The organism is Pseudomonas reactans, from assembly GCF_013387025.1.
GTDB classification, from domain to species: domain Bacteria; phylum Pseudomonadota; class Gammaproteobacteria; order Pseudomonadales; family Pseudomonadaceae; genus Aquipseudomonas; species Aquipseudomonas reactans.
The window spans coordinates 1-22751 of record NZ_JACAQP010000004.1 but is presented as its reverse complement, the minus strand read 5'-3'; the positions used below and the strand labels follow the sequence as shown (position 1 = coordinate 22751).

General features: G+C 60.7%; 17 protein-coding genes. 12 read left to right on the top strand and 5 right to left on the bottom strand.

The features are described from left to right. The 3 genes from tssK to tagH are packed head-to-tail and all read right to left on the bottom strand — an operon-like array spanning position 1 to position 3216. Positions 1 to 1335, bottom strand: coding sequence for a type VI secretion system baseplate subunit TssK (gene tssK / locus HX793_RS03515; protein ID WP_177052585.1), 1335 nt, complete (start codon positions 1333 to 1335; stop codon positions 1 to 3). An 18-nt stretch (positions 1336 to 1353) separates the two neighbouring features. Further along, positions 1354 to 1863, bottom strand: coding sequence for a type VI secretion system lipoprotein TssJ (tssJ, locus tag HX793_RS03510; protein WP_177052584.1), 510 nt, complete (start codon positions 1861 to 1863; stop codon positions 1354 to 1356). Positions 1864 to 1920: 57 nt separating this feature from the next. Beyond that, positions 1921 to 3216 carry a type VI secretion system-associated FHA domain protein TagH gene (gene tagH, locus HX793_RS03505; protein WP_016975951.1) on the bottom strand — a complete coding sequence of 432 codons (1296 nt, stop codon included), beginning with the start codon at positions 3214 to 3216 and terminating at the stop codon, positions 1921 to 1923. 394 nt (positions 3217 to 3610) lie between these two features. Between tagH and tssA the strand changes: the two genes are divergently transcribed. From tssA to HX793_RS03445, 12 genes are all read left to right on the top strand, one after another. Continuing rightward, entirely contained in the window at positions 3611 to 4630 is a 1020-nt protein-coding gene (tssA, locus tag HX793_RS03500) for a type VI secretion system protein TssA (protein WP_177052583.1), read from the top strand. A gap of 54 nt (positions 4631 to 4684) precedes the next feature. Beyond that, positions 4685 to 5191: a type VI secretion system contractile sheath small subunit gene (gene tssB, locus HX793_RS03495; RefSeq protein ID WP_010207547.1), complete on the top strand. Its 507-nt coding sequence runs from the start codon at positions 4685 to 4687 to the stop codon at positions 5189 to 5191. Between the two features lie 2 nt (positions 5192 to 5193). Next, on the top strand, positions 5194 to 6690 hold the full coding sequence (tssC, locus tag HX793_RS03490) for a type VI secretion system contractile sheath large subunit (RefSeq protein WP_010207548.1): 1497 nt from the start codon (positions 5194 to 5196) through the stop codon (positions 6688 to 6690). A gap of 175 nt (positions 6691 to 6865) precedes the next feature. After that, positions 6866 to 7354: an Hcp family type VI secretion system effector gene (locus HX793_RS03485; RefSeq protein WP_005792512.1), complete on the top strand. Its 489-nt coding sequence runs from the start codon at positions 6866 to 6868 to the stop codon at positions 7352 to 7354. A gap of 78 nt (positions 7355 to 7432) precedes the next feature. Beyond that, positions 7433 to 7948, top strand: coding sequence for a type VI secretion system baseplate subunit TssE (gene tssE, locus HX793_RS03480; protein ID WP_005792513.1), 516 nt, complete (start codon positions 7433 to 7435; stop codon positions 7946 to 7948). After that, positions 7945 to 9804, top strand: coding sequence for a type VI secretion system baseplate subunit TssF (gene tssF, locus HX793_RS03475; RefSeq protein ID WP_177097224.1), 1860 nt, complete (start codon positions 7945 to 7947; stop codon positions 9802 to 9804). The genes tssE and tssF overlap by 4 nt, the downstream gene beginning before the upstream one ends. Beyond that, positions 9768 to 10811, top strand: a complete 1044-nt coding sequence (tssG, locus tag HX793_RS03470) for a type VI secretion system baseplate subunit TssG (protein ID WP_177097226.1) — start codon at positions 9768 to 9770, stop codon at positions 10809 to 10811. The genes tssF and tssG overlap by 37 nt, the downstream gene beginning before the upstream one ends. Beyond that, the gene (tssH, locus tag HX793_RS03465; protein ID WP_177052580.1) at positions 10804 to 13467 is read left to right on the top strand and encodes a type VI secretion system ATPase TssH; all 2664 of its coding nucleotides are present in this window, start codon (positions 10804 to 10806) and stop codon (positions 13465 to 13467) included. The genes tssG and tssH overlap by 8 nt, the downstream gene beginning before the upstream one ends. A 160-nt stretch (positions 13468 to 13627) precedes the next feature. Further along, on the top strand, positions 13628 to 15568 hold the full coding sequence (locus HX793_RS03460; RefSeq protein WP_133075585.1) for a type VI secretion system Vgr family protein: 1941 nt from the start codon (positions 13628 to 13630) through the stop codon (positions 15566 to 15568). A gap of 15 nt (positions 15569 to 15583) precedes the next feature. Continuing rightward, a complete protein-coding gene (locus HX793_RS03455) occupies positions 15584 to 16018 on the top strand; it encodes a DcrB-related protein (protein ID WP_177052579.1) in 435 nt (144 codons plus the stop codon). 12 nt (positions 16019 to 16030) lie between these two features. Continuing rightward, positions 16031 to 20434 carry an RHS repeat-associated core domain-containing protein gene (locus HX793_RS03450; protein WP_177097228.1) on the top strand — a complete coding sequence of 1468 codons (4404 nt, stop codon included), beginning with the start codon at positions 16031 to 16033 and terminating at the stop codon, positions 20432 to 20434. 5 nt (positions 20435 to 20439) lie between these two features. Next, positions 20440 to 21057 carry a hypothetical protein gene (locus HX793_RS03445; protein WP_177052577.1) on the top strand — a complete coding sequence of 206 codons (618 nt, stop codon included), beginning with the start codon at positions 20440 to 20442 and terminating at the stop codon, positions 21055 to 21057. 162 nt (positions 21058 to 21219) lie between these two features. On the opposite strand, the gene HX793_RS31175 is transcribed toward HX793_RS03445, so the two are convergent. After that, a complete protein-coding gene (locus HX793_RS31175) occupies positions 21220 to 22188 on the bottom strand; it encodes a hypothetical protein (RefSeq protein WP_256733861.1) in 969 nt (322 codons plus the stop codon). Between the two features lie 278 nt (positions 22189 to 22466). Beyond that, entirely contained in the window at positions 22467 to 22742 is a 276-nt protein-coding gene (locus HX793_RS03435; RefSeq protein ID WP_178905456.1) for an HU family DNA-binding protein, read from the bottom strand. Positions 22743 to 22751 lie beyond the last annotated feature (9 nt).

Below are 22751 nucleotides of genomic sequence, written 5' to 3'. Positions count from 1 at the left end.
TTATCCTCGGATCGCCCAGAAGGCCAGGTTCAAGCCCGGGAACTGCCCGGCGATGTGGAAGGCAAAGCCGCCGGAATTGCCCAGCTGTTGCCAGGCCTCGCTGCCGCGATCCAGCTCGTAGTAGGTGGACCCTGCGTGGTACGGCAATTGGCGCGGCGCCACGGGCAGAGGCAACAGGGTGATGCCCGGCAGTTGCAGGTTGACCAGGTCGCGGATGTGCTCCACCGAACCAACCTTGCTCTGCTGGCCGAAGCGCGCGCGCAGGGTTTCGCCGGGAACATCGGCACGCACCACCAGGATGAAGCTGGCGTTGTCGAGCAGGGTTTTGTCGGCCAGCATCGCCACGTGGACGCCGTAGGCTTTCTCGACAATCGGGATCGGCGTGGCCTTACTGTCGATCAGCATCGACAGCGCTTCACGCAGGGCGGCCATCACCGGAGCAAAGCTCAGCGCCAGGTCGTCGTGCTGGTACTGCGGGTACTCCTGGGGACGGCGGCCCGAGGTCGAGAAGGTCGAGAACTCACCGGCCAAGCTCACCAATTCACTGAAGAAGCGCTCCGGATGCAGCGGGCTCAGCTGGCTCAAGTGCTGGATCAGCGGTTGGGCGCGGTTGACCAGTTGCAACAACATGAAATCGGCAATCTCCGACGCGCCACCGGCGCCCGAAGCGACCACGCGCCCCGCCAGGGCTTCGCCTCGTTGGTGCAGCAAGCCGAGCAGTTCGCTACGGAATGCGGTCAGCGGCTTGCTAGCAGCGACGTCCAGGACCGACGGGATGTAGGTGTCGTCGAGTACCAGCGCGCGGTCGGCGCGTTTTTCCTTGATGCGCACCAGGCCGATGGCGGCGTAATCGCTGATGCCATCCTGCGCGGTCAGCAGGCGCAGAGCCCGGGAGCCCAAGGCCACCGGTGCGCGGTTTTCGAAGGGTGCATTGTCGTCACGCACTTCGCGGACCTGGCTCACATAACGCGCCGCCTCCAGGGCTTCGCCTTCCTCCACGGTATCGCGGGCACCGGCACGCTTGAGCGGCAGCGCCAGGTACACCAGGCCATCGCGCAGGTTGTCATCGACGTTCAGCGGGCTCGGCGCCAGGTCGTCCTGGGGAATGTTGAACGGCGTGCCGTCGGGCAACAGGCCACGCGCCGAGACGATCGCCAGCTTGCCCTGGGCCAGCAGGCCCTGGTCGATCAGCAGCTCGGAAAAGCCCCAGGCCCCGGCAGACAACGGGCGGCTGCGGGCATCGATCAGGTTTTCCAGGTAACGGTCATGCTGCTGGAAGTGCTGCGTTCCGATGAACATGCCTTCCGACCAGACCACGCGATTGTTCCAGGACATGGGGGCTCCGATTACTTCTTATTGGGCAGGGCTGGATGGGGTGACCACGACGTCGGCGCGCACGGCACGCACATCGAGGCTGATCTGGTATTCGGTGTACTGGCGCGCGGGCACGTTGATCACCGTGCGCCATTGCGCGCGGTCCAGCTCGCGATAGCCCACCAGCAAGCCGATCTGGCGTGTGGACGGGTCGAGGTCGCGCTGGAGGCTCAGTTGCTCGCCGGGCTGCACCATCACTTCGTCCTGGTCCAGCAGGTCCAGGCCCAGGGTGGATTGGGCACGGTCGGCCAATGCGAAGTAATCGGAGCGGGCGAAGGTGGCGGCGTTTTTCAGTTCGAAGATGCGTACCCGCACTGGCGCGGCCTGACCGTTGGCGCCGGGGTTGAGCCCGTTGATCGCATGAAAGTGCAGCTCGACGGCGGCCGTCTCCGCTTCGGTCTCAGCGCTGGTTTCGGGTTTGGCGGCGTCTTTGGCACACGCCGTCAGCAGCAGCAAAGTGGCGGCTGCGAGTAAAAGCCTGGGAATCATCCTGCGTCCTCAATGACGTGTTTAGCTATCCGTTTATCCATGTGTTGCGGCGCGGTTTTATCGACGCTGTCGTGCGCTGTGTTCTTCGTAGGCCCGGCTGAACTCGCGGCCGAACAGGTCCTGGAAATCTTCCTGGGCCTCGCGGGAAATATTGCTGTAGAGCTCGGTGAACTGCTGCCAGTACTGGGCTTGGCGTGAGCCGTTGAAAATACTTGAGAGCCCGCCGGGCTTGCCCATGCGCTCTTCCAATTGCGCCGGTTCAAAGCGCGTGAGCAGGTGTTTGATCGCCGCTTCCACGCCTGCCATCACCGCCAGTTGGTGGGCGCGCAGGTCGTTGAAACTGTCGCGTACGGCGAGGTCCGGTGCCATAAACGCTTGGTTACCGTGGCGAAGCAAAAGCAGTAACGCTTCGTCAGCATTCGGGGCGAATTTCAACGGATTGTTTTCAGCGGGCTGGATCATGGTCTGCTGCATGCGGAACTCGCCCTTGAGGCTGGCGCGGGCACGCAACACGTCGATCAGGCCTTCGACCATCAGGCGGTAGCTGCGGCCGATGTTTTCCATCTGGGCCTCGGCCTGGGCTTTGTCCAGGCGCAGTTGATCGAGGCCAGCGCCGCGCAGAAAGGCTTGCAGGAGGTCGGATTGCTGAGTGTTTGCCGCAGGCTCGACCGCAGGTGGCGGCTGAATGACCGGTGCGGGCGGTGGTGCAACGGGCGCAGGTGCATCGCCAAACAGGTCCCAATCCTCGGGAATCACCGAGCCCGAAACCACGGGTTTCTCGACCGCAACCGGTGTCGGCGGCCGGAAGTCATGCTGCTCGGACGGCACATGGTCCGGGACGGTCGGCGGCGGCACAGCAGTGGGGCTGAGGAAGTCGAACAGGTCCGGCAGCGTGTCCATCGACGAAGCGCCCTGGAACTGCGGCGCGATCACCGGCACCGGCGTGGGCTTGCTCGCCACGGCACCCATCAGCGCTTCAAAGCTGTTCGGCGAATCGCCGGCAAACGGTTGGCTGTCGACGGCCTGCACGTTGAAGTCGATGCGCGCCTGGATCTCGTAATCGCCGATGCGGATCAACTCGCCATCTTGCAACAGCTCGCTATTACCTCTACGCAAACGAATACCGGCGTTAACCAACTCCACTCCGTTTGTACTGTTATCCGTTAGATAATAACGGCCATCTTTGTATTGAATAACGCAATGTTGCGAGGAGACCAGACGCTCTGGATCAGGCAATACCCAATCATTATCGGAACTGCGGCCAATAGCCATCGAGCCCTGACTCATGGACTTTTCGGAGCACTGCCCAGGGGTAATCTTGTGATAACTAGTGATAGTCAAACACAGCGACATCTTGCCTCCTTGCTGATACTTCGCGCGCGGTCGATTCCCAGGACAGCGCCTCCCGGGATATCGCCATCAGGTCGAGCAATCGACCGTCTAAAACCTGCCAATGCCAGCATGATCGCTGATCTTAACTGGGCTCTATGACAAAAATCCTGTCCCGGCGCATCGTTCGACCCACCAGTCGCGCAGGTTGTTAAGCACCGCACATCTGTCACAGAGGGCGAATAGCTTACCTTGACAAGGCATAAGTACTACACCAAAAATGCACAACTTCTTGAATACCAGTGATGGCACATTAGTGGCATCTTGCTTATATGACCAAGAAAACATGCAAAGTTCCTCGCGCAACTAATGCATGAATTGCCCGCCATCTAACGGGCTGATAGGGAGATCAAATTCAGTGGATGTGCCGTTGCTGCTCACCGCCGTTTCCGCGACTTCGCCTTGTGGCGAAGACATGGAATATGACGCGCAATTTCTGCAATTGGAGCGTGATGCCAAGGGCCAACCCGAGCGCAGCATGGGCGACTCCATCCTGCCCGCTGAACCGCCGGAATGGCGCAGCATCCAGCAGCAAAGCCTCGACTTGCTCGCGCGCAGCAAAGACCTGCGCATCACCCATTTCCTGCTGCAAAGCGCCCTCGCCCTCCAGGGTGTGGCGGGTCTTGCAGAAGCACTGACGCTGATCGACGCGTTGCTGCGCGATTACTGGGCCGACCTGCACCCACGCCTGGACGCTGACGACGACAACGACCCCACAGTACGCATCAACGCCCTCACCGGCCTGACCTGCGACACCAACATTCGCTTGCTGCGCGAAAGCATCCTGACACGTTCGCGCACTTTCGGGCCCGTGAGCCTGCGCGCGGCGCTCAACGCCAGTGGCCTGTTGAGCTTCCCCGACGAGCAACTCGGCGCCCAGCAGCTCAACGCCGCGTTCCTCGACAGCGACCCCGAGCACCTGCAAGCCACCCGTGACGCCCTGATTGCGGCGCGTGCGGCGTGCGAAGCCATCGAACGGCAGGTCAACGATCAGGTCGGTTCTGCCCAGGGCGTGGACCTCAGTGCCTTGAAGCAACCGCTCAAACAAGCGTTGCAGATCCTCAATCAAGCGGTGCCCGGCACCGACAGCAGCAGCGAACCCGAGGCCGTCAGTGACGACAATGCCCCCTCGGCCGACTTCGCCGCTGCGCCCGCAGCACCGCGCCCGGTTGGCGATATCGCCAGCCGCGACGACGTGCTGCGCAGCCTCGACAAGATCCTTGCGTACTACACCCGGCACGAGCCTTCGAGCCCGCTGCCGGTGCTGTTGAACCGGGCCAAGCATCTGGTGCACGCCGACTTCGCGGCCATCGTGCGCAATCTGATTCCCGACGGCATGTCCCAATTTGAAAACCTGCGCGGCCCGGACGGCGAGTAAGCCGCACGACTGTGCAGTAACAACACCGTCGCTCAAGCGACCAGGAGCAGCAACGTGGCGAAGCAAAGTTCTCAGAAATTCATCGCGCGCAACCGCGCGCCTCGAGTGCAGATCGAGTACGACGTCGAGCTTTACGGCGCCGAAAAAAAGGTCCAGCTGCCCTTCGTGATGGGCGTGATGGCCGACCTCGCCGGCAAGCCCGCCGAGCCTCTGGCGCCGGTGGCCGACCGCAAGTTCCTTGAAGTGGACGTCGACAATTTCGACTCACGCCTCAAGGCCATGCAGCCGCGCGTGGCGTTCCACGTGCCGAACGAACTGACAGGCGAAGGCAACCTGAGCCTGGACATCACCTTCGAAAGCATGGACGACTTCAGCCCGGCCGCCGTGGCCCGCAAGGTCGACTCGCTGAACCAACTGCTCGAAGCCCGCACCCAGCTGGCCAACCTGCTGACCTACATGGACGGCAAGACCGGCGCTGAAGAAATCATCATGAAGGCGATCAAGGACCCGGCACTGCTCCAGGCACTTGCCAGCGCGCCGAAGCCTGCAGGGGATCAGTAATCATGACCGACAATACCGCCCGCGAAGGCAGCCAGATCCTGGGTGCCACCGAAGAAGCCAGCGAGTTCGCCAACCTGCTGCTGCAAGAGTTCAAGCCCAAGACCGAGCGCGCCCGCGAAGCCGTGGAAACCGCTGTGCGCACCTTGGCCGAACAGGCCCTGGCGCAGACCGACCTGGTGTCCAATGACGCGATCAAGTCGATCGAGTCGATCATCGCCGCCATCGACGCCAAGCTGACCGCCCAGGTCAACCAGATCATCCATCACCAGGATTTCCAGCAACTGGAAAGCGCCTGGCGTGGCCTGCACTACTTGGTCAACAACACCGAGAGCGATGAGCAACTGAAGATCCGCGTGCTCAACATCTCCAAGCCGGACCTGCACAAGACCCTGAAGAAATTCAAGGGCACCGCGTGGGACCAGAGCCCGATCTTCAAGAAGATGTACGAAGAAGAATACGGCCAGTTCGGCGGCGAACCTTACGGCTGCCTGGTGGGCGACTACTACTTCGACCAGTCGCCACCGGACGTGGAATTGCTGGGCGAGCTGTCGAAAGTCTGCGCCGCCATGCACTCCCCGTTCATCGCTGCGGCATCGCCGACCGTGATGGGCATGGGCTCGTGGCAAGAACTGTCGAACCCGCGCGACCTCACCAAGATCTTCACCACCCCGGAATACGCCGGCTGGCGTTCGCTGCGTGAATCGGAAGACTCGCGCTACATCGGCCTGACCATGCCGCGTTTCCTGGCACGCCTGCCGTACGGCGCCAAGACCGACCCGGTGGAAGCCTTCGCCTTCGAAGAAAACACCGACGGTGCCGACAGCTCCAAATACACCTGGGCCAACGCCGCGTACGCGATGGCAGTGAACATCAACCGTTCGTTCAAACACTACGGCTGGTGCTCGCGCATCCGTGGCATCGAGTCTGGCGGTGAAGTGGAAAACCTGCCGGCGCACACGTTCCCTACCGATGACGGTGGCGTGGACATGAAATGCCCGACCGAAATCGCAATCAGCGACCGCCGTGAAGCGGAGCTGGCGAAGAACGGTTTCATGCCGCTGCTGCACAAGAAAAACACCGACTTCGCCGCGTTCATCGGCGCCCAGTCATTGCAAAAGCCAGCCGAATACGATGACCCGGACGCCACCGCCAACGCCAACCTGGCCGCGCGCCTGCCGTACCTGTTCGCCACCTGCCGTTTCGCCCACTACTTGAAGTGCATCGTGCGCGACAAGATCGGTTCCTTCAAAGAGAAGGACGAGATGCAGCGCTGGTTGCAGGACTGGATCCTCAACTACGTGGACGGTGACCCTGCGCACTCCACCGAAACCACCAAGGCCCAGCACCCATTGGCGGCTGCCGAAGTGATCGTGGAAGAAGTGGAAGGCAACCCGGGTTACTACAACTCCAAGTTCTACCTGCGCCCGCACTACCAGCTTGAAGGGCTGACCGTGTCGCTGCGCCTGGTATCGAAGCTGCCTTCGGCGAAAAGCGCGTAAACATTCGGGACCGGCTCGCTCCCTGCAGGAGCGAGCTTGCTCGCGAAAAACTTAAAGACGCCGCGTTCATTCAGGATGCCAGCGTCAGCGTTAACGACCTTCGCGGGCAAGCTCGCTCCTACAGGGGTCGGGGACGTCAACACATTCTGTGGCTGAGACCACACAGGGAGAAAACATGGCTGTTGATATTTTCATCAAGATCGGCGACATCAAGGGCGAGTCCATGGACAAGGCCCACAAGGACGAAATCGACGTGCTGAACTGGAGCTGGGGCATGGCCCAGTCCGGCAACATGCACGTGGGCGGTGGCGGCGGCGCGGGCAAGGTGAATATCCAGGACCTGTCGCTGACCAAATACGTCGACAAGGCGTCGCCGAACCTGATGATGCACTGCGCCAGCGGCAAGCACATCGACAAGGTCAAGCTGACCGTGCGCAAGGCCGGCGGCGAAAGCCAGGTCGAGTACATGGTGATCAACCTAGAAGAAGTGCTGGTGACCTCCCTCAGCACCGGCGGTTCGGGCACCGATGACCGCCTGACCGAGAACGTCACCCTGAACTTCGCCCAAGTGATGGTCGACTACCAGCCGCAGAAAGCCGACGGCACCAAAGATGGCGGCGCGATCAAGTTTGGCTGGAACATCCGTTCCAACACCAAGCGCTGATAGCCCTTGAGGCCGTGGCTTCGCGCCACGGCCACAGCCCACTTGTCCCTCTCACAACCCGTCCGTGGAGCCGCTTTGGTGGTCACTGAAATCGCTTCCCGCGACCGTCTGCAACCGTCCCTGTTGGACCGGCTGACTGACGACGATCCAACCAACCCCAAGGAAAGCGCCGACAAACGCGTGCTGTCCCTGACCCAATTGAAAGCCTCGGTGCTGCGCGACCTGGCGTGGCTGCTCAACACCACGTCGTTGCTCGATGCCGATGCCACGTTGCACACACCGGCCGGTACGTCAGTGGTCAACTACGGCCTGCCGGCGCTGGCGGGCAACAGTGTTTCCAGTGTGGATATCAAAGCCCTGGAGGCCTTGATCTACCAGGCTATCGCCACCTTTGAACCGCGCATTCTGCGCCACACCCTGCGCGTCAAAGCCCGCGTCGGCCATGGCGAGATGAACCATAACGCGCTGAGTTTCGAGATTGAAGGCGACCTGTGGGCACAGCCGGTGCCATTGCGCCTGCTGCTGCAAACCGACCTCGACCTGGAATCCGGCCACGTGCGCGTGGTGAATGCCGATCAGCGGAGACGCCCATGAACCCGCGCCTGCTGGAGCTGTACAACCAGGAACTGCACCACGTGCGCGAAAGCGCCGCCGAGTTCGCCAAGGAATACCCGAAGATCGCCAGTCGGCTGACCCTGTCCGGTATGGACTGCGCCGACCCGTACGTCGAACGTTTGCTCGAGGGCTTTGCCTACCTCACGGCCCGCGTGCAGCTCAAGCTCGACGCCGAGTACCCGACCTTCACCCACAACCTGCTGGAAATCGCCTACCCGCATTACCTGGCACCCACGCCATCGATGACCGTGGTGCAATTGCAGACCGACCCGGATGAAGGTTCGCTGGCCAGTGGTTTCCAGCTGCCTCGCGACACAGTATTGCGCGCTGCGCTGGGCCGCGAAACTCAGACCTGCTGCGAGTACCGCACCGCGCACCCGGTGACGCTGTGGCCGTTGCAGGTGAGCAATGCCGAATACTTCGGCAACCCTGCCGCCGTGTTGGGTCGCCTGGCCGCCAGTGAGCCGAAAGCCAAGGCCGGCCTGCGCCTGACCCTGCGCACCGGCGCCGAATTGCCGTTCAACAGCCTTGACCTGGATAACCTGCCGCTCTACCTCAGCGGTGCCGACGAGCAACCATTCCGCCTCTACGAACAACTGCTGGGCAATGCCTGCGCGGTGTTTGCACGCAAGCCGGGGGGCGATTGGGTCGAGCGCCTGCCGCAGAATACACTGCGCTCCCGTGGTTATGACGATGCCGACGCCGCCATGCCGGTGGTCGCACTCGCGTTCCAGGGCTATCGCTTGTTGCAGGAATACTTCGCCCTGCCCCACCGTTACCTGTTCGTCGAGTTCGCCGAGCTGAGCCGTGCGGTCAAGCGTTGCGACGGCCAGGAGCTGGAGCTGATCGTGTTGTTCGACCGTCATGAACCGAGCCTGGAAGGCAGCGTCGGCGCGGCGCAGTTCCTGCCGTTCTGCACGCCGGCAATCAACCTGTTCCCCAAGCGCGTCGACCGTATCCACTTGTCCGACCGGGTCAACGAACACCATGTGATCGCCGACCGTACGCGGCCGATGGACTTCGAGATTCACTCGTTGAGCGGCATCACCGGTCACGGTACCGGGCCGGAGCAGCCGTTTTTGCCGTTCTATGCCGTGCGTGATCCGTCGCGCTACGGCCGCGACCAGGCCTATTACACGGTGCGCCGGGAGCCCCGCGTACTGTCCAGCGACCAGCGCCGCAACGGCCCACGCTCCACCTATGTGGGCAGCGAGACCTTTGTCAGCCTGGTGGACAGCCGCCAAGCGCCCTACGGCCATGACCTGCGCCAACTCGGCGTGACGGCGCTGTGTACCAACCGCGACTTGCCCCTGTTCATGAGCATCGGCAACGGCAAGACCGACTTCACCCTGGCCGACAGCGCCCCGGTGCTGTCCGTGCGTTGCGTGGCAGGCCCGAGCCGCCCGCGCGCCAGCCATGCCCATGACGCCAAGGCCTGGCGCTTGATCAGCCAGTTGTCGCTCAACTACCTGTCCCTGAGCGAACAGGGCCAAGGCGCGGCGGCCTTGCGCGAACTGCTGCGCCTGTACGGCGACAGCAACGACGCCGCCCTGCAATTGCAGATCGAAGGCCTGCGCGAGGTGAGCAGCAAAGCCGTGACCCGACGCTTGCCGATGCCTGGCCCGATCGTGTTTGGCCGTGGCCTGGAAATCACCTTGGAATTTGATGAAAACGCGTTTCGCGGTACCGGCGTGTTCCTGCTCGGTGCGGTGCTGGAACGCTTCCTGGCACGCTACGTGTCGATCAACAGTTTTACCGAGACGGTGATCCGTACCACCGAACGCGGCGAGATCATGCGATGGAAAGCCAAGCCCGGACGGCGTCCGACCCTGTGAACACACTGGATGCGATGCACCAGGAGCCCTGGGAATACGATTTCTTCCAGGCGCTGCGCCGTATCGAGTGCGAATCGCCGGAGCTACCGCGCCTGGGCCATTCCCTGCGCCTGGCAGACGATCCGCTGCGCCTCGGGCAACAGGCCGATTGCACCTTCGCCCCGGCCACCCTGGCCTCGGTCGATCCCGGTGGCGACGGCAAGCCGGCGCGGCTGGAGCAATTCTTCTTCGGCCTTGGCGGCCCCAACGGCCCGCTGCCGCTGCACATTACCGAGTACGTGCGCGAGCGTCAGCGCAACAACGCCGACAGCACCAGCAAACAGTTCCTCGATGTGTTCCACCATCGCCTGCTCAGCCTGTTTTACCGGGCCTGGGCCGAGGCGCGGCCGACCGTCAGCCACGACCGACCGGATGATGATTACTGGTCCGCGCGCCTCGCTGCTTTGAGTGGACGGGGCATGCCGAGCCTGCTGAATCAGGGGCTCATCCCGGACACTGCGAAGCTGCATTACAGCGGCCACCTGTCGGCGCAAACCCGCTATCCAGACGGCCTGAAAGCCATTCTCAGCGAGTACTTCGGCCTGCCGGTGGAAATTGAAGAATACGTCGGCCAATGGCTGGAGTTGCCCGAGCGCAGCCGCGTCAGCGTGAGCGCCAACCGCCTGGGCGTGGACTTTTGCCTGGGCAGTTTCGTATGGGACCGCCAGCACAAATTCCGCATCCGCCTGGGCCCGCTCACGCTGGATGACTACATGGGCATGCTGCCTGGGCACCAGCCGTTCAACGAACTGGTGGCGTGGGTGGCCGAGTACCTGGGCCATGAACTGGACTGGGACCTCAACCTGGTTCTGCAACAACCCGAAGTGCCGGCGCTGCAACTCAATGGTCAGTTCCGCCTGGGCTTCAACACCTGGCTCGGCAAGCCCGAGCATGACGCCAACGACCTAATCCTGGCCCGGCATTACGCCGATCACGCCACCACCTCAAGGAATCCAGAGCATGGGTGAAATCAGTCGCGCCGCACTGTTCGGCAAACTCAACAGCGTGGCCTACAAGGCCATCGAAGCCGCCACCGTGTTCTGCAAACTGCGGGGCAACCCGTATGTGGAACTGGCCCACTGGTTCCACCAGTTGCTGCAACTGCAGGACTCGGACCTGCACCGCATCATCCGCCAGTTCAACGTGGAGCCGGCGCGCCTGGCCCGTGACCTGACCGAAGCGCTGGACCGTTTGCCGCGTGGCTCGACGTCGATCACCGACCTGTCCTCCCATGTGGAAGAGGCCGTGGAACGCGGTTGGGTCTACGGCAGCCTGATGTTTGGTGAAAGCCAGGTGCGCACTGGCTACCTGGTGCTCGGTATCCTGAAGACGCCAAGCCTGCGCCATGCGCTGTTGGGCTTGTCTGCCGAGTTCGACAAGATCAAGGCCGAGGCTCTGAGCGAGCGTTTCGACGAATACGTCGGGGATTCGCCGGAAAACGCCTTGAGCGCCAGCGATGGTTTTAATGCCGGTGCCGTGCCCGGTGAAGCCAGCGGTGCCATGGCGCCGAGCGCGATGGGCAAGCAGGAAGCCCTTAAGCGCTTCACGGTCGACCTGACCGAGCAGGCCCGCAGTGGCAAGCTCGACCCGATTGTTGGCCGTGACGAAGAGATCCGCCAACTGGTCGACATCCTCATGCGTCGGCGCCAGAACAACCCGATCCTCACCGGAGAAGCCGGCGTGGGCAAGACCGCCGTGGTCGAAGGCTTCGCCCTGCGCATCGTCGCCGGTGACGTGCCGCCAGCCCTGAAAGACGTGGAACTGCGCAGCCTCGACGTGGGCCTGCTGCAAGCTGGCGCGAGCATGAAAGGCGAGTTCGAACAGCGCCTGCGTCAGGTTATCGAAGACGTGCAGGCCTCGCCCAAGCCGATCATCCTGTTTATCGACGAAGCGCACACGCTGGTCGGTGCCGGTGGCGCCGCCGGCACCGGTGATGCGGCCAACCTGCTCAAGCCTGCCCTGGCCCGCGGTACTTTGCGCACCGTGGCCGCCACCACCTGGGCCGAGTACAAGAAGCACATTGAGAAAGACCCGGCCCTGACCCGTCGCTTCCAAGTGGTGCAGGTGGCCGAGCCGTCGGAAGACAAAGCGCTGCTGATGATGCGTGGCGTGGCGTCGACCATGGAGAAACACCATCAGGTGCAGATCCTCGATGAAGCGCTGGAAGCTTCGGTGAAGCTGTCCCACCGCTACATTCCGGCGCGCCAGTTGCCGGACAAATCCGTGAGCCTGCTGGACACTGCCTGTGCCCGCGTCGCCATCAGCCTGCACGCGGTGCCTGCGGAGGTGGACGACAGCCGCCGTCGCATCGAGGCACTGGAAACCGAGTTGCAAATCATCGCCCGTGAGCATGCCATCGGCATTGCGATTGGTGCGCGCCAAACCAACACCGAGGCGCTGTTGAGCGCTGAGCGTGAGCGTCTGGCGACCTTGGAAAGCCGTTGGGCCGAAGAGAAAACGTTGGTGGATGAACTGCTCGCCACCCGTGCAACCTTGCGCGAAAAAGCCGGTGTGGTGGACAGCGGCAACGATGAATTGCGCGCCCAACTGGTCGACTTGCAACAGCGCCTGAGTACCCTGCAAGGCGAAACCCCGCTGATCCTGCCCACCGTGGATTACCAGGCTGTGGCCTCGGTGGTCGCTGACTGGACCGGCATTCCGGTCGGTCGCATGGCGCGCAACGAGCTGGAAACAGTGCTCAACCTCGACCAGCACCTGAAAAAACGCATCATCGGCCAGGACCATGCCCTGCAGATGATCGCCAAGCGGATCCAGACCTCCCGCGCCGGCCTCGACAACCCGAGCAAGCCGATTGGCGTGTTCATGCTGGCCGGCACCTCCGGTGTGGGCAAGACCGAAACCGCCCTGGCCCTGGCCGAAGCCATGTACGGCGGTGAGCAGAACGTCATCACCATCAACATGAGCGAATTCCAGGAAGCCCACACAGTGTCGACCCTCAAGGGCGCTCCACCGGGTTATATCGGCTACGGCGAAGGCGGTGTGCTGACCGAAGCCGTGCGGCGCAAGCCCTACAGTGTGGTGCTGCTGGACGAGGTGGAAAAAGCCCACCCGGACGTGCATGAGATCTTCTTCCAGGTGTTCGACAAGGGCGTGATGGAAGATGGTGAAGGCCGGGTGATCGACTTCAAGAACACCCTGATCCTGCTGACCACCAACGCCGGCACCGAGCTGATTTCCCATGTGTGCAAAGACCCGGCGAACATCCCTGAGCCGGAAGAAATCGCCAAGGCTTTGCGCCAGCCGCTGCTGGAGATCTTCCCGCCTGCGTTGCTCGGCCGCCTGGTGACCATTCCGTACTACCCACTGAGCGACGAGATGCTCAAGGCGATCACCCGCCTGCAACTGGGCCGCATCAAGAAGCGCGTAGAGAGCACCCACAAGGTGGCGTTCGATTACGACGACGCGGTGGTCGACCTGATCGTCTCGCGTTGCACCGAGACCGAAAGTGGCGGGCGCATGATCGACACCATTCTGACCAACAGCCTGCTGCCGGACATGAGTCGTGAATTCCTCACGCGCATGCTCGAAGGCAAGCCGCTGGCGGGTGTGCGCATCAGCAGCCGAGATAATGAATTGCACTACGACTTCAGCGACGCCGAATAACGACTGTTGGAATGCGGTTTAAATGTGGGAGCGGGCTTGCTCGCGAATGCGGTGATTCAGTCACCGAATGCATCAACTGACACACCGCATTCGCGAGCAAGCCCGCTCCCACAGTTTTGATTCGGTTTCGTCAGATATAACGACATTTACGGGTTAACCGATGCTATTCAACCAAGCCTCACGCCTGGCCAAAATCACCAGCCCCCTCGGGCCGGATGTGCTGCTGCTCAATGAAATGGGCGGTGGCGAGGAGCTGGGCAGGCTGTTCAACTATGAGCTGCAACTGACGTCGCTGGACGCCAACATCGATCTCAACCAGTTGCTCGGCAAACCCATGAGCGTGGGCCTGCAATTGGCGGACGGTGGCGAGCGGCACTTCCACGGCATCGTCGCGCGGTGCAGCCAGAACATCGACCAGGGCCAGTTCGCCAGTTACCAGGTGACGCTACGCCCGTGGTTTTGGCTGCTCAGCCGCACCTCGGACTGCCGGATTTTCCAGAACCTGAGCATCCCGCAGATCATCAAGCAGGTGTTCCGCGACCTGGGTTTTTCCGACTTCGAAGACGCCCTGAGCCGGCCCTACCGCGAGTGGGAATACTGCGTGCAGTACCGCGAGACCAGCTTTGATTTCGTCAGCCGCTTGATGGAGCAGGAAGGCATCTACTACTTCTTCCGCCATGAGCAAGACCGCCATGTGCTAGTGCTGGCTGATGCCTACGGCGCCCACACCACGGTGCCGGGCTACGCGTCGATCCCGTATTACCCCAAGGACGAGCAGCAGCGCGAACGCGACCATATGCACAACTGGCACCTGGCGCACGAAGTGCAGCCGGGTTCGCTGGAGCTCAACGACTACGATTTCCAGCGCCCCAGCGCCAGCATCGACGTGCGCTCGGCCATGCCGCGCCCGCACACTGCCGGCGACTACCCGCTGTACGACTACCCCGGCACCTACGTGCAAAGCGAAGACGGCGAGCACTACGCGCGCACCCGCATCGAAGCGCTGCAAACCCTGCATGAACAGATCGAGTTCAGCGGCAATGCTCGCGGCCTGGGCTCGGGGCATTTATTCAGCCTGACCGGCTTCAGTCGCCAGGACCAGAACCGCGAATACCTGATCGTCGGCTGCCGCTACTACATCGTCCAGGAAAGCCTGGAAAGCGGCGGCGGTTCGGGCTCGGCACAGTTCGAAAGCAGCCTCACCTGCATCGACGCCCAGCAGAGCTTCCGCCCGCTGGCCAACACCCACCGCCCCATCGTCAAAGGCCCGCAAACCGCGCTGGTGGTCGGCCCCAAAGGCGAGGAAATCTGGACCGACCAGTACGGCCGCGTGAAGGTGCATTTCTACTGGGACCGTCACGACCAATCCAACGAGAACAGCTCGTGCTGGATTCGTGTGTCGCAATCCTGGGCCGGCAAGAACTGGGGCTCGATGCAGATCCCACGGATCGGCCAGGAAGTGATCGTGAGCTTCCTTGAGGGCGACCCCGACCGGCCGATCATCACCGGGCGGGTCTACAACGCCGAACAGACCGTACCTTACGACCTGCCGGAAAACGCCACTCAGAGCGGCATGAAAAGCCGTTCGAGCAAGGGCGGCACACCGGCCAACTTCAATGAAATCCGCATGGAGGACAAGAAGGGGTTGGAGCAGCTGTACATCCATGCCGAGCGCAATCAGGACATCGTGGTCGAGGTGGATGAGAGCCATTCGGTGGGGCATGACCGCAACAAGAGCATTGGCCATAACGAGACGGTAACCATCGGCAACAACCGCCTGCGCATCGTCAAGCAGGAAGACATCCTTTCGGTAGGCCAGAGGAAGACCGACAGCATCAGCCAGAGCTATGTGATCGAAGTCGGTGAAAACCTGCGCCTGGTCTGCGGCGAAAGCATCCTGGAGTTGAACGCCAGCGGGCAGATCAACCTCACGGGCGTGCAAATCAGCTTCTATGCCAGCGGCGATGCCGAGTTCAACACCGGCGGCGTGCTGCACCTGAACAACGGCGGCGGCCCCGGCGCGACACCGGACGGCCAGGGCCAGAAAGCCGCCATCGACGCCAATATCAAAGCCGCGTTCCCCGCGCCCAAAAGCTCCTGACGAGACCTGTTTGCCATGACGTACCGGATCAACGAATTCCAGTTTCAACTACCGGCCAGCGAGCTGCAGGACGCAACGATCAATATCCTCAAGTTTCCTGAATTGGGCACCTCCCTGATCGTCAGCCGCAGCCTGCTCGCCGAGGGTGAAACCCTGCACAGCAACTTCAATGACCAACTCCAGCGCCTGGAAAAACAGGTGCAGGACCTGCGTTATCAGCCGGGCGTGGACGTGCGCCTGGGCGCGGCTCAAGAAGTGGCAGGCATCGAGCTGCGCAGCCAGTTCAACAAGGGCAATGACAAGGTGTTCCAGTACCAGCTGGCGCTGGTGCTGCCGGGTACGCGCAAGATGCTCGCGTTGAGTTACGTGAAGGCGGACACGCTTGGGGACGCCGAGGCGGCGCACTGGGCGTTGATCAAAAATTCGCTGTCGTTCGACGCTATTTCTTGATGAGCGGCCTGCATGTCTGACGCGTTATGGGCCGCCCGGATGGGCGATGCGCTCTCGCACACCTCAATGATGGCGGACATCCTTGGCGGCGTGCTGGAGGTAGCGGCCAATATCGCGATCACCGCCGTGGCGACCGCCGCCGTGGTTGCCGCCACCGGGATTACCGTCGCGACCGGCGGGCTTGGCTGCTTCCTGCTGGGTGCCGTGGTAGGCACGATTGTCGGCCTGGCCATGAGCAAGACCGGGGCGGACAAGGGCCTGACGAATTTATGCGACACCTTCGCCAACGCACTGTTCCCGCCCACAGTGCAGGCCAATATTCTCACCGGCGCCACCGACACCCTCACCAATAACATACCGGCCGCCCGCGCCGCCGGGGCGATCAGTTCCCATGTCGCGCCAGCCGGCACCGAGCTGGAAGAACCCACGCCTGAAGCAGAACCCAGCTACCTGGACATGGCCGAAAGTTTCTTCTCGCAGATGTGGCGTCCCACAGTCGCGACGCCCGCTCCCGGCGCCGTACCCAAGCCGCTGGACCTGGTGGTGTGCATGAAGCACCCGCCTATGCCGCCGCAGTTCCTGGCCGAGGGCTCGGACAAGGTCACGATCAACGGCCAACCGGCCGTGCGCAGCGGTGATCGCAGCACCTGCGATGCAACGGTGGTGTCGTCCGGCCTGATTTCCTCCAACGTGACCATTGGCGGCGGCTCGGTGGTGGTGCGCGAGATTCGCAGTGGCAAGACGCCGGGCGTGGGGCTGGCGGTCACGGCGCTGTTGATGCTCAAGGGTGGCAAAGGCAAGTTCTTCAGCAAGTTACCGTGCATGCTGATCGGCGGGGCCACGTCGATGGCGGTCAGCAGCGCGATGGGGGCCGTGGCGAACGCAGCGATGGGCTCGTCGAACCCGGTGCATGCGGCCACAGGCGCGAAGGTGCTGGGCGATGCCGAGGAGCTGGATTTCGTGCTGCCCGGCATCCTGCCGATCGACTGGCAGCGCTTCTACAACAGCCGCGATGAGCGCTCGGGTGGAATGTTTGGTGCAGGCTGGAGCGTGCCCTATGAAGTGTGCGTCGAGATCCTGCCCCACCCAGAGGGCGGTGAAACGCTGATTTATACCGACGAGCAAGGTCGGCCTATCGACATGGGCTCCATCCCCCTGGGCGGTGCCGTGTTCAGCGCGGGTGAAGGGCTGGCCGTGCGGCGGCATCTCAATGGGCAGCTGTTGATCGAGAGCGATGACGGCTTGTATCGCTTGTTCGAGCCCACTGCCGACCTATCGCTGCTGCGCCTGACTCAACTGGGCGACCGTAACGACAACCACATCCATGTCGACTACGACGAAGCCGGTCGCCTGGTGCGGCTGCGTGATACGTTCGATCTCGTGCAGGTTGAGTTGATCCGTGATCAGGGCCAGTTGGCGCGCATCGAACGCCTGTACCCTGATCAGCGCCGAGAAGTGCTGGTCAGCTATGGCTTCGACGCGCAGGGCAACCTGGCTGAAGTGCGCGATGCAACGGGCCAGGTTCTGCGTCGTTTCGCCTACGACAGTGGTCGCAGGATGGTGGAGCACCAACTGCCCACCGGGCTGCGTTGCTTCTATGAATGGGCGCTGGTTGAAGGTGTGGAATGGCGTGTAGTGCGGCATTGGACCGATGAGGGCGACGCGTACCAGTTCGATTATGACCTGCCGGCCGGTCTCACCCGCATCACCGATGGCTTGCAACGTGTCAGTACCCGGCACTGGAATACTCAGCATCAAATCATTCGGTACAGCGACAATCTCGGCCAGACCTGGCTGTTCGACTGGAACGATGAGCGCCAATTGCTCAGTGCGACCGACCCGCTGGGCGGGCGCTTTGAGTACAGCTACGATGAGGCCGGCAACCTGATCGGCGAAACCGACCCGCTGGGCCGCAGCGATTCGACGTTATGGCTTGAGCATTGGGCGCTGCCACTGGTGGAAACCGATGCCGCCGACAACAGCTGGCACTATCGCTATGACTCACGCGGCAACTGCATCGCCGAAACCGATCCGCTGGGCTATATCACCCGTTACCGCTACGACGCCCACGGCCAGCCCGTGGAAATTATTGACGCCACCGGCAAAAGCAAAAAGCTGCGCTGGAACCCGTTCGGACAACTGGTCGAGCACATCGACTGCTCAGGTTACCCGACGCGATTCAACTACGACGAGCGCGGCTATCTGCAGGTCATCACCGATGCCCTGGGTGAGCGCACCCAATTCAGCTATGACGCCCAGGGGCGTTTGCTCACCACCCAATTACCAGACGGCCGTAGCGAGCAGTATCGGCGTGATGTCAGCGGTCAGCTGGTGGGTTACACCGACCCAGCCGGACACACCACGCTCTACCAACACAACCGCCGTGGCCAAGTCCGCCAACGCACCGACGCCCATGGGCGGCAGGTGCAGTTCGGCTATGACAGCTATGGACGGCTGCAAGCGCTGATCAACGAGAACGGCGAGCGTTATCGTTTTGCGTGGGACGCCGGGGATCGGTTGACTGAACAGCAAGACCTCGACGGCAGCGCCAAGCACTACAGCTATGACCCGCTGGATAACATCACGGCGGTGACTGCCGTGCCGGCGCCTTACGGAAACGGTCTGGCCCTGGTGCCCGAAACGCCGCCCGCGCCTATCGTCCATCGATTGGAACGCGATGCGGTGGGCCGGCTGATTGCCAAGACCACCGACGATGGCCGCACCGACTACAGCTACGACGCAGTGGACCAGCTCACGGCTGTCACCTTCACCGATTCGCAGGGCAACGTCCAAGCCCTGGGTTTTGCCTACGACGCCCTTGGCCAACTGCTTTGCGAGCAGAGTTCGGCGGGCAACCTGCAACACCACTACGACGAACTCGGCAACCTGATCCAGACCCAGCTACCCGACGGCCGTTGGCTCAATCGCCTGCACTACGGCAGTGGCCACCTGCACCAGATCAACCTCGACGGCCAAGTCATCAGCGATTTCGAACGCGACCGCCTGCACCGCGAAGTACTGCGCACCCAGGGCCAGCTCACCACCCGCAGCGAATACGACCGTAGTGGCCGCCTACGTTCGCGCCAACGCCGCTTGGCAAGTCAGCCATCGTTGATGCCGGCGGCTGCGCAAAAGCAGTTCGAATACGACCCCGCCGACAACCTGATCGGCAAACTCGACCAACAACCCGCCACGCAGCACCGCCAACTGCTGCACTACGACGCCACCGGCCGCATCATCGCCAGCCAGGACAGCCTGCACGGCCAGCGCGAAACCTTCGCCTACGATGCCGCCGCCAACCTGCTGGACGGCCCGCAGGCGGGTGCCGGGTTGGTGGTGCATAACAAGCTGTTGACCTATCAGGACAAGCGTTATCGCTACGATGCATTTGGGCGGATGATCGAAAAACGCAGCGCCAGACGGGGCGTGCAGCGGTTTGCCTACGATGCTGAAAGCCGCTTGATTGAAGTGCGTAACGATGACGGCAGCGTCGTGCGAATGACCTACGACCCGCTGGGCCGACGCATCGAAAAAACCGAGCATGGCAGTGACGGGTATCCGCTGGGAGAAACGCAGTTTGTGTGGGATGGACTGCGGTTGTTGCAGGAGCATAAACACAGCCAGACCAGCCTCTATGTTTACGATGATGACGGCTACGAACCCCTGGCCCGCGTCGACGGCCTGGGTCCGTTGCAGAAGATTCGCTACTACCACAACGACCTGAACGGGTCGCCCGAACAACTGACCGAGACCGATGGGCACAGCGTCTGGCAGGCGACTTATCGGGTGTGGGGCAACACGCTGGAGGAAGTGCGCGAGCCTTATTACATTGAAGAGCAGAACCTGCGGTTCCAGGGGCAGTACCTGGATCGGGAGACGGGGCTGCATTTCAATACGTTCAGGTTTTATGATCCGGATGTGGGGCGGTTTACTACGCCGGATCCGATTGGGTTGCTGGGTGGCCTGAACCTCTATCAATACGCACCAAATCCCCTGACCTGGATTGACCCATGGGGCTGGGCTTGCAAAAGTGCAGTGAGTGGCAATAAAGGCCGAACCAAGGCGATTCATGACCTGAAGAAGAATGGGTTCAAGGTCGTCTCCGAAGAAGTCACCATGAAGGTGAACGGAAAACGTATCCGGGCCGACTTCGTAGCCAAGGACCGCAACGGGAAATTACATGTATTTGAAGTGAAGCACGGAACCGGGAAGCTGACTCCGAACCAAACTGGCTCAGGGGTCTTCGACATGACTAAGCCAGCCAATACCACTCAACACTTAGGCGGAGGCACAATCAAGCCCTCCGCCGGAACAAAAGGATCGTTCAAAGTTGATACCAAAGGAAAGCCAGGGGTACCGTTAGGCGGAAAAGGCGCAAAGCACAACGCAACCTTCAATCTTCTGATCTACAAGTGAATAACATGAGCCTAGAAATTCGTAAAAATTTGGAAGTGGAGTTACTGGCGGAGCTGAAGCAAATTGCGTCTCCCCATGTCGACATGAAGGTGAGCAGAAACAAACTTAGCCTATTTTCAGCGAAGGAGAAACTTGCAGAAATTTACCTACAACATTTGACCAACGCCGATGGTTACTACGCGGGAATGGAAATTTATACGTGTGAGGCATTCAGCTTCTGCCTAAGTCAATCCCCCCCCTATAAGAGCCGACTGTTGAACGCGTCATTTTGTTCGAAGACCTCCTTATCAGAAGAGACAAAACAGTTCGGCGACGAGCTGGGTGGCATCATTAAAACGCCGGCACCGCAAGAAATAAACCAGGCTGTAAAAAAAATATCTGACCGGTTGAAAACTTTTTATCTGTCAAAGGCGGAGAACTGCATTCTTGGCAGAACTGCACTAATTGATGATGTATTGGCTGAGCCTGACAATTACGCATTCCCGTTTCTCACCATCGTCTTTGCGGCCTATAAAAACAATATCAGCCTGGATTCGGGCGTATTCAAAAAAACACTCGCAACCAAATCCATTTTTGGAAACAAGCAGTTCGATCTGGCGTTAGCGAGCAACATATTGAGTTAACAATGAAGAGGGACGGATCTATTTAATCCGGATAGGGACTTTAAATAAATCGCCCCCCTTTATCGTATCTGCAACAATAAAGTCGGCTGGCATCGCAGGCCACAGATCAATTTTTAAACTTGACGCTGCGGCCTGAAATTATCGATTGGCACTGCCGACACTTTACTCTTCGTCTTCTACAGTTGCGTTCCTCGCCGCATTCAACACCTTGGTCATCTTGTTCATATAAGCGTAACGCTCGTCAATATTTTTCATACGAGACTCATCAGTCGGCACTTGCGACGAGTCGGGCGCAGCATAAGGTTTATAAATAATCCCGTAGCGTTCACCAATGTCTTGCATCTGTTCTTCTATGGCGTCCATTCTTTTCTCAAGTGCCGCAAGCCTTGAGGGAGTATCAGTGGGCGCACTGGGGTCTTTACCCATAGCCTTCGCGTCTTTCCCTTCGTTGATGGAAAGAATATTGTTGACCATCAGCTCGGTTTTTATTTCGGCGCCCTCAAGACGCGCGTCCAATTTTTGCTGTTGCGTCGCGGACGGGTCTACCGTAGTGACAGTGCCATCCGCGTTCTTTTTTTCTGCACCCGGCATTTCAGCTTGCGCATCAATTCTGTCCGCGATGGCTTTAGAGCCTACATGCTCTGCCACACTGAAGGGCAAATGAATCAATGTACCTACGGTTGCACTTATTAAGGCGTTACGCGCGCTGTGCGCCAATTGACTGGATAATGGCGTAAATGCATTTGCGTTGTGCAAGTTGCCAATGGCTTTCGAGTTATTGACGGCGCTCTGCACACCATTTGGCCCACCTATTGGCTTTGGGGACTTAGGTCCCACCGGAGGCTTCGCTGGTTTTGGCGGCTTGGGTGCCACCGCGGGCTTCCCAGGTTTTGGCGGCTTGGAGAGCTTAAACTTAAAGCCTGCGCGCTTATATCTGGCGTGATTCTCTTGATCACTTGCGACGGGGTACTGGGACGAGCGACCACCTCCGTTATTCAGGCTCCATTCAACGTCAGAACTGTCTGGAGCTGTCAGATGATTGCCTGAAACTGCTGGAGTCGTAACACCATGAGTTTTTGGCTGGCTCATTGGAACAAGTAGCGGAACATATGACTTTTCGGACACATTCATAAATAGACCTCTTAAAAATTATTAGAGAGGGCTCCCTGCAACCTCGAAAACTAAGTGACGCTTCGCACAAACAAGTTCCAAAAACCCTGTAACTATTTAAATAAAAAACATTCGCGAATGCACATCGCAACTTGCGCAGAAAGTTACGAAAATATATAAAATGAAACCCTATCAACAGTTAACCCACTTCTCTTCTTCCCACAAAAAATGGGCACCCAACCCCGTCGGCGTGCCCATTTTTCCTACCGCCCCGCCCCCTTTCGAGACGGTGTTGCCGGTTACTCGTTAACAGTATCTTTCAGCGATTTGCCCGGCTTGAACGCAACCGTGTTGCTGGCCTTGATTTTCACCGGCTCACCGGTTTGAGGGTTTTTGCCGGTGCGGGCGCCGCGGTGGCGTTGCAGGAAGGTGCCGAAGCCAACCAGGGTGACGCTGTCCTTGCGGTGCAGGGCGCCGGTGATTTCTTCGAGAACGGCGTTTAGGACGCGGTTGGCCTGTTCTTTAGGGAAACTCTGAAAAAGACTTTCTGATTTGGCAAAATACCGCGACCCCACCCACCGAGT

Coding starts and splice junctions, on each gene's coding strand:
- tssK (WP_177052585.1), bottom strand. CDS start 1,335: ATGTCCTGGAACAATCGCGTGGTCTGGTCGGAAGGCATGTTCATCGGA.
- tssJ (WP_177052584.1), bottom strand. CDS start 1,863: ATGATTCCCAGGCTTTTACTCGCAGCCGCCACTTTGCTGCTGCTGACG.
- tagH (WP_016975951.1), bottom strand. CDS start 3,216: ATGTCGCTGTGTTTGACTATCACTAGTTATCACAAGATTACCCCTGGG.
- tssC (WP_010207548.1), top strand. CDS start 5,194: ATGACCGACAATACCGCCCGCGAAGGCAGCCAGATCCTGGGTGCCACC.
- HX793_RS03485 (WP_005792512.1), top strand. CDS start 6,866: ATGGCTGTTGATATTTTCATCAAGATCGGCGACATCAAGGGCGAGTCC.
- tssF (WP_177097224.1), top strand. CDS start 7,945: ATGAACCCGCGCCTGCTGGAGCTGTACAACCAGGAACTGCACCACGTG.
- tssG (WP_177097226.1), top strand. CDS start 9,768: ATGGAAAGCCAAGCCCGGACGGCGTCCGACCCTGTGAACACACTGGAT.
- tssH (WP_177052580.1), top strand. CDS start 10,804: ATGGGTGAAATCAGTCGCGCCGCACTGTTCGGCAAACTCAACAGCGTG.
- HX793_RS03460 (WP_133075585.1), top strand. CDS start 13,628: ATGCTATTCAACCAAGCCTCACGCCTGGCCAAAATCACCAGCCCCCTC.
- HX793_RS03455 (WP_177052579.1), top strand. CDS start 15,584: ATGACGTACCGGATCAACGAATTCCAGTTTCAACTACCGGCCAGCGAG.
- HX793_RS03450 (WP_177097228.1), top strand. CDS start 16,031: ATGTCTGACGCGTTATGGGCCGCCCGGATGGGCGATGCGCTCTCGCAC.
- HX793_RS03445 (WP_177052577.1), top strand. CDS start 20,440: ATGAGCCTAGAAATTCGTAAAAATTTGGAAGTGGAGTTACTGGCGGAG.
- HX793_RS31175 (WP_256733861.1), bottom strand. CDS start 22,188: ATGAATGTGTCCGAAAAGTCATATGTTCCGCTACTTGTTCCAATGAGC.